7 protein-coding genes are annotated in these 6,960 nt (G+C 68.8%); 1 reads left to right on the top strand and 6 read right to left on the bottom strand.

Annotated features, from left to right (window positions below; genetic code table 11):
• Positions 1 to 220 precede the first annotated feature (220 nt).
• Positions 221 to 871, bottom strand: a complete 651-nt coding sequence (locus tag RMO04_RS18435; RefSeq protein WP_309646228.1) for a TetR/AcrR family transcriptional regulator C-terminal domain-containing protein — start codon at positions 869 to 871, stop codon at positions 221 to 223.
• A gap of 96 nt (positions 872 to 967) precedes the next feature.
• Between RMO04_RS18435 and RMO04_RS18440 the strand changes: the two genes are divergently transcribed.
• Complete coding sequence (locus RMO04_RS18440; RefSeq protein ID WP_309646229.1) at positions 968 to 1,696, top strand: SDR family NAD(P)-dependent oxidoreductase; 729 nt, start codon at positions 968 to 970, stop codon at positions 1,694 to 1,696.
• A gap of 3 nt (positions 1,697 to 1,699) precedes the next feature.
• On the opposite strand, the gene RMO04_RS18445 is transcribed toward RMO04_RS18440, so the two are convergent.
• The 5 genes from RMO04_RS18445 to mmsA form a co-directional block, all read right to left on the bottom strand.
• Positions 1,700 to 2,857, bottom strand: a complete 1,158-nt coding sequence (locus RMO04_RS18445; protein WP_309646230.1) for a serine hydrolase domain-containing protein — start codon at positions 2,855 to 2,857, stop codon at positions 1,700 to 1,702.
• A 16-nt stretch (positions 2,858 to 2,873) separates the two neighbouring features.
• On the bottom strand, positions 2,874 to 3,620 hold the full coding sequence (locus RMO04_RS18450) for a class I SAM-dependent methyltransferase (RefSeq protein ID WP_309646231.1): 747 nt from the start codon (positions 3,618 to 3,620) through the stop codon (positions 2,874 to 2,876).
• 69 nt (positions 3,621 to 3,689) lie between these two features.
• Positions 3,690 to 4,586, bottom strand: a complete 897-nt coding sequence (gene mmsB, locus RMO04_RS18455) for a 3-hydroxyisobutyrate dehydrogenase (protein WP_309646232.1) — start codon at positions 4,584 to 4,586, stop codon at positions 3,690 to 3,692.
• Between the two features lie 12 nt (positions 4,587 to 4,598).
• Positions 4,599 to 5,738, bottom strand: coding sequence for an isobutyryl-CoA dehydrogenase (locus RMO04_RS18460; protein ID WP_309646233.1), 1,140 nt, complete (start codon positions 5,736 to 5,738; stop codon positions 4,599 to 4,601).
• Positions 5,739 to 5,748: 10 nt separating this feature from the next.
• The coding region (gene mmsA / locus RMO04_RS18465) for a CoA-acylating methylmalonate-semialdehyde dehydrogenase (RefSeq protein ID WP_309646234.1) at positions 5,749 to 6,960 on the bottom strand (1,212 nt) is incomplete at its 5' end.

Here is a 6,960-nt window from a genome sequence, read left to right on the forward strand (position 1 = left end):
GTCGGGATCGTCGCCGGCCCAGGCGATCAGCAGCCGAACCGCGGCGGCGGCCTCGGCCTGGCTGGGCTTGGCGATCTTCGCCATCCGACGTTCGGGCGCCAGCCGCTCAAGGTCTTGAACCATCGACATAGCAGGCGCCTCCTCGACAGCCCGAGCGGCTGCCGAGCCATTCTATATATCGAATGGAATATAGAAAGACCTGAAACGGTCCGCGTCGACTTTAAGCGGGCTCCAGCGCCGGTTGGCGGGCATAGGCCCGCACGAAGGCGGCGCTGAGGTCGTCGGCCATGGCGTCCAGGGCCATGGGGCGGCACGTCGCGCCGCTGAGCTGATCCTGGTGCAACGACGCCAACAGCAACGGCGACAGCAGCATGAGCGCGGCCGTCCGCACGTCTGTCTCGATCATCTCGCCGCGCGCCACATGAACCGCCAGCCGGGCCTCCAGCGTCTCGATGGTCGGCTCCAGGGTGTGGCGCAGGGTCGAGGCGCTGACCTCCGTATCCAACAACCCCTCCCCCAGGCTGACGGCGAAGACGTCGCCAAGCTTCACGTCGCGCGGCGCGGCCAGGGCGCCGATCAGGGCACGGGCGTAGTCGCGCATCGACTGGTCGAACGGCGCATCCGAGCGCGCCTGGGCGTCAAGCCCCCCCCGGCCCAGGCGCAGGGATTCTTCGAGCATGGCGTCCAGCACGTCGCGTCGTGCGCCGAAATAGTGTCGCAGGGTCGGCACGGTGACGTCGGCGGCGGCGGCCAGGTCACGCAGGCTGGGACGAACCACGTCGCGTCGCATCGCATGAAGCGTCATCCGCCGCAGCAACTCGCGGCGCTTGTCCTCGTAGTCGAAGTCCCTGGTTCCCTTGGGGCGTGGCACGAGAGATCGTCCTTGCGAACACAACCCCCTATCTCGCGCGCCCGCTCACAGCAATGGCGCGGCATCCGAAGCCTTGGCCGATCCGTAGTTCAGACCATGCCTTCAGACCCGCCGTCCGCCCTTTGCTCATTTCCCGCCCACGGCCTCGCCGTCGTCATTGGGGCCGGGGGCGGCGTCGGGGCCGCTGTGGCCGAGGCCCTGTCGCGTGACGGCCGGTTCGCTCAGGTCGTCGGCCTTACCCGCAAGGGCGACACGACCCTCGATCTCACCGACGAGCACTCCATCTCTGAGGCCGCGCGGCGGCTCGCCGACCAGCCCGGCGATCTGCGGCTGGTGTTCGACGCCACCGGCGTCCTGCAGGACGACGAGACCTCGCCGGAAAAGAGCTGGCGGCAATTGGACCCCGCCCGCCTCGCCCACGCCTTCGCGGTCAACGCCATCGGGCCGGCCCTGCTGATGAAGCATCTGCTGCCCCTGTTCCCGCGTGAGGGCAAATCCGTGTTCGCGACCCTCTCGGCACGCGTCGGCAGCATCGGCGACAACCGACTTGGAGGTTGGTACGGCTATCGCGCCTCCAAGGCCGCGCTCAATCAATTCGTGGCGACCGCCGCCGTCGAACTCGCCCGCCAGCGGCCGCACGCCGTCTGCGTGGCGCTGCACCCCGGCACGGTGGATACCGGCCTCTCCGCGCCGCATGCCAAGCAGGGTCTCGAGGTCCAGACCCCGGCGGAGGCGGCGACCCGGCTGCTGGCGGTCCTCGACGCCGTCACACCCGCGCTGTCCGGCGGCTTCCTAGACCACCACGGCCGCCAGATCCCCTGGTAGGCCTCACGCCACTCCGTAGGCGTCCCGCTCCAGCGCCCTCAACAGCCCCAGGACGTCGGGATCGCCGAAGGGCGTCTGCTGGGCCATCAGCATGCCGCTCACGCCCGCAGCCCGGTCCACCCAGTAGTAGGTGTTGAAGATGCCGGCCCAGGCCAGGCCGCCAGCCCCGCGCCCGTCGGCGGAAGGCTCTGGATTGATCAGCCCCGTCAGGCCCCAGCCGGTGTGCTGGTCGGGATAGAGGTCGAAGTCCAGGGTCATCGCCACCCCGCCCTTGAAGGCGCCCGCCCGCAGCGGCCCGGTCTGCGTCGTGCTCAACAGATCGACGGTCTCCGGGGACAGCACCCTCGCGCCCTCGAAGGTTCCGCCGTTCAGCAGCATCCGCGTGAACCGCGAATAGTCCCGCGCCGTGCCGAACAGACCGGCGCCGCCGGACCAAACCTCGGGCGCCGTCGGCATGCCGAACGGGAAGGCCATCAGCTTGCCGTCCTCGCCGCGCACATGCGGACTGGCGCGGCGGGCCTGTTGCTCGGGCGTGGGTACGAAACCTGTGTCGGACATGCCCAGCGGGCCCAGGACATGCTCGGCGAGATAGGCGTCCAGGCGCTGGCCGCTGGCGGCCTCGACGGCCAAGCCCGCCCAGTCGATGCCGATGCCATAGGCCCACTGCTCGCCCGGATCGAACAGCAGGGGCTGGACATGGCCGGCGCGGAGCCCGGCGTTGGGGTCGGCCGCTCCCGTCGCCGCGCGCCAACGACCGAGCTCGCCGTGCAGGAAGCCGTAGCCGAACCCCGACGTGTGGGTCAGCAGGTGGCGCAGCGTCACCGCGCGTCGAGCCGGCCGCAGCCTTGGCGTCCCGTCCTCGTCGAAGCCCTCCAGCACCTGGAGGTCGGAGAACTCCGGCAGCAACGCCGCCAGGTCGCCGTCCAGGCTGAGCCGCCCCTGTTCCACCTCTCGCAAGGCGGCGACGGAGGCCACGGCCTTGGTTATCGACGCCAGCCAGAAAACGGTCCGCGCGTCCATGGCCGCGGCGTCGGCGACCGAGCGCCGGCCCGCAGCGGCCTCATAGGTCACCCCGTCGCGGTCAGTGGTGAGCGCCACCGCGCCGGCCACACGGCCGTCCGCCACGGCGGTGTCGAGCGCGCGCTCGAACCTGGAATACATTCGTGATCCGATCGCCTTAGCCGGGCTTCTTGAACTTGAGTATGAACTGATCAGTCTTGCCGCGGATGGCCGGGTCGAAGACGTTGGCGGTGTGCGGATCGGACGGATCGTGGAGAAGCTGGCTCTCTTCCACCAGCTTGAAGCCCGCCGCCTCGATCTCCTTCTTGGCGTCGGCCACGTCGATGCGGTGCAGGCTGTCGGCGACCCCAAGACCCGCGCCCGGCAAGGCCTCGTGGTCGACCACCAGGAACACGCCGCCCGGCTTCAGCGACTTGAAGATTTCGGCGTTGATCACCGCCGCGGCGCCGGCGGGAAACGGCTTCAGGTGCAGGTCGTGATAGTTCTGGACGGTCAGGATCAGGTCCAGGCCGTCGGGGAGGTCGAAGGCGCCGAAGCTGGCGTCCAGGGGTTTGACGTTGGCGTGGCTGGCCGCGACCTTTTTCAGGTTCTCGCCATAGCTGGCCTGGAAGGCGATGAACTCCGCCGGCTGGTAGGCGTAGACCACGCCGGAGGGTCCCACGGCCGCCGACAGGATGCGGGTGAAATAGCCGCCGCCGATGATGAAGTCGGCGACCTTGGCGCCCGGCTTGATTTCCGCCATGGCCAGCAACTCGCCGGGCTTGCGCGCGGCGTCCCGCGACACGTCCTCGGCGGGGCGGCCCTTGTCGGCCAGGGCCGTGGTGATGTTGGCCGGAACCTCCGCCACCGCCGCGCTCGCCAGGCTAAGCGCGGCGAATAGGGGAACCATCAAACGACGAGCCATGGCGCGTCTCCTCACCGTTGTTGTTGTGCGAGGACGCTAAGGCGACCGACGTTATTTTGCCAACGGTGTTTAGCTGAGCTCGTCTAGCTTCCCGCGCAGCAGTTGCAGCACCGCCGAGAAGTCCTTCCCACCATGGCCCAGACCGTCGAACAGCGCGTAGAGCGCCCCGGCCTGGGCGCCCATGGGCGTCGAGGCGCCGACCTTGGCCGCGGCGGCCTGCGACAGCTTCAGGTCCTTGAGCATCAAGGCGGTCAGGAACCCGCCCTCATAGCCGCGATTGGATGGCGCGGCGGGCACCGGCCCCGGCCACGGGCAGTAGTTGGTCAGCGACCAGCACTGTCCCGACGATTTCGAGGCGATGTCGAAGAACCGCTCGGCGTCGAGACCCAGCTTTTCAGCCAGGGCGAAGGACTCGCAGACCCCCAGCATCGAGACGCCCAGCAACATGTTGTTGCAGATCTTGGCCGCCTGCCCCGCCCCGGCCTCGCCGGCCCGCAACACCACGCGCGCCATGGGCGTCAGCGCCGCCTCCACGTCGGCGAAATCGGCCTCCTCGCAGCCCACCATGAAGGCGAGCGTCCCGGCGTCCGCCGCCATGATCCCGCCCGACACCGGCGCGTCGGCAAAACGGAAACCCGCCGCCTTCGCCTGCTCGGCCACCGCGCGGGCTGAGTCCACGTCGATGGTCGAGCAGTCGATCAGCAGGCCGCCCGGCGCGGCGTTGGCCAGCACCTCGGCGCCATAGACCTCGCGCACATGCTTGCCGGCCGGCAGCATGGTGATCACCACCTCGGCTCCCGCCACGGCCGAGGCCACGGAGTTCGAGGCGCTGCAACCGGCCTCGACGGCCTTCGCCAGGGCCACGGGCGACAGGTCGAAGGCCGTGACCTCATGCCCGGCCTTGGCCTGGTTGGCCGCCATGCCGGCGCCCATGTTTCCGACCCCGATGAAGGCGATCCTGGTCATGCGCAGCGCTTCCTATTGCCGGAACATTTCGCGGGCGATGATCACCCGCATGATCTCGTTGGTGCCTTCCAGGATCTGGTGGACCCGCAGGTCGCGCACGATCCGCTCCAGCGGATAGTCGGCCAGGTAGCCGTAGCCGCCGTGCAGTTGCAGGGCTTGGTTGGCCACCTCGAACCCGGCGTCGGTGGCGAACCGCTTGGCCATGGCGCACAACTTGGTCGCCTGGGGATCGCGGTTGTCCAGGGCATGGGCCGCGCGCCGCACCATCAGCCGGGCGGCCTCAAGCTCGGTGGCCATGTCGGCGATCTTGAACTGCAGGGCCTGGAAGTCGGCCAGGTTCCGGCCGAACTGCTGGCGCTCGCTCATGTAGGCCTGGGCCGTGTCCAGGGCGAACCCGGCCCCGCCCAGCGAGCAGGACGCGATGTTCAACCGTCCGCCGTCCAGTCCCATCATCGCGAACCGGAAGCCCTCACCCTCGGCCCCGATGCGGTTGGCGACCGGGACCCGGCAGTTGTCGAAATTGACCTGGGCGGTCGGCTGGGCGTTCCAGCCCATCTTCCGCTCCTGGGCGCCGAATGAGAGCCCGGGCGTCTCCTTCTCCACCACGATGGCCGAGACGCCCTTGGCGCCGGGCTCGCCCGTCCGCGCCATCACCACATAGACGTCGCTCACCCCGCCGCCGGAGATGAAGGCCTTGGACCCATTCAGCACATAGTGGTCGCCCTCCAGCTTGGCGCTGGTCCGCATGGCCGCGGCGTCCGAGCCTGAGCCGGGTTCCGTCAGGCAATAGCTGGCGACCAGCTCCATGGTCGTGAGGCGCGGCAGGTAGCGTTGGCGCAGGGCCTCGTCCCCGAACCGGTCGATCATCCACGAGGCCATGTTGTGAATCGTCAGATAGGCCGCGCTCGACACGTCGCCATAGCTCAGGGCCTCGAACACGATCGTGGCGTCCAGCCGGCTGAGCGCCGAGCCGCCGACGTCCTCGCCGATATAGATGCCGGCGAAGCCCAGCGCGGCGGCCTTGCGCAGCACGTCGACCGGGAAGTGCTTGTCCTCGTCCCACTTGGCCGAATGCGGCGCGAGTTCGGCCGCCGCGAACGTCCGCGCCACGTCCTGGATCGCTCGCTGGTCGTCGGTCAGATCGAAGTTCATGGCGGCGGCCTCAGCGCATGGTCGGGATGACGAACGAGGAGTCTGCGTGACTGTCGCCTTCCGGCCAGCGCGCGGTGATCGTCTTGACCTTGGTGTAGAACTTCACGCCCTCGATCCCGTGCTGGTTGGTGTCGCCGAACGCGCTGCGCTTCCAGCCGCCGAAGCTGTGATACGCCACCGGCACCGGGATCGGCACATTGATCCCCACCATGCCCACCTGGACCCGGGCCGCGAACTCGCGCGCCGCGCGGCCATTGCGCGTGAAAATCGCCACCCCGTTGCCGTACTGGTGCTGGCTGGGCAGGGCGATCGCCTCCTCGAAGCTGTCGGCGCGCACGATCTGAAGGACCGGGCCGAAGATCTCCTCCTGGGAGGTCCTCATGCCGGCCTTGACCTGGTCGAACAGGCTGGGGCCGATGAAGAACCCCTTCTCGTAGCCCTGCAGCGCAAACCCGCGACCGTCGACCACCAGCTCGGCGCCCTCGTCGACGCCCATCTGGATATAGCCCGCGATCTTGTCGCGGTGCGCCGCCGAGACCACCGGGCCGTACTGGGCCGCGGCGTCCGACGAGACGCCCACCTTCAGGGTCTCGATCTCGGCGATCATCCGTTCGCGCAGTTCGCCCGCGATCTTCGCGCCCACCGGCACCACCACGGGTAGGGCCATGCAACGCTCGCCCGCCGAGCCGAAGGCCGCGCCCGACAGGTCCTTCACCACCTGGTCCAGATCGGCGTCGGGCATGACGATGCCGTGGTTCTTGGCCCCGCCCATGGCCTGGACGCGCTTCCCGTGCGCGGTCCCGGTCGAATAGACATAGGAGGCGATATCGGACGAGCCCACGAAGCTCACGGCGGCGATGTCGGGATGGGTCAGGATCGCGTCGACCGCGACCTTGTCGCCCTGGACCACGTTCAGCACGCCCTTCAGGTCCATGCCGATGGCCGCGCCGGCCTCCATGAACAGCTCGGCCAGCCGCACCGGAACGCTGGGGTCCTTCTCCGACGGCTTCAGGACGAAGGTGTTGCCCACCGCGATGGCGACGCCGAACATCCACATCGGGATCATGGCGGGGAAGTTAAACGGGGTGATCCCGGCCGCGACGCCCAGGGGCTGGCGCATCGAATAGACGTCGATCCCGGGACCGGCGCCCTCGGTATATTCACCTTTCAGGACGTGCGGGATACCACACGCGAATTCAATGACTTCCAGGCCTCTCTGAAT

The sequence above is a fragment of the Phenylobacterium sp. genome, from assembly GCF_031412415.1.
Classification (GTDB): Bacteria; Pseudomonadota; Alphaproteobacteria; order Caulobacterales; family Caulobacteraceae; genus Phenylobacterium.

What these genes read in the sequence shown, in the direction of transcription:
- RMO04_RS18445 (WP_309646230.1), bottom strand. Translation starts at nt 2,857, where the DNA reads ATGTATTCCAGGTTCGAGCGCGCGCTCGACACCGCCGTGGCGGACGGC.
- mmsB (WP_309646232.1), bottom strand. Translation starts at nt 4,586, where the DNA reads ATGACCAGGATCGCCTTCATCGGGGTCGGAAACATGGGCGCCGGCATG.
- RMO04_RS18450 (WP_309646231.1), bottom strand. Translation starts at nt 3,620, where the DNA reads ATGGCTCGTCGTTTGATGGTTCCCCTATTCGCCGCGCTTAGCCTGGCG.
- RMO04_RS18460 (WP_309646233.1), bottom strand. Translation starts at nt 5,738, where the DNA reads ATGAACTTCGATCTGACCGACGACCAGCGAGCGATCCAGGACGTGGCG.
- RMO04_RS18440 (WP_309646229.1), top strand. Translation starts at nt 968, where the DNA reads ATGCCTTCAGACCCGCCGTCCGCCCTTTGCTCATTTCCCGCCCACGGC.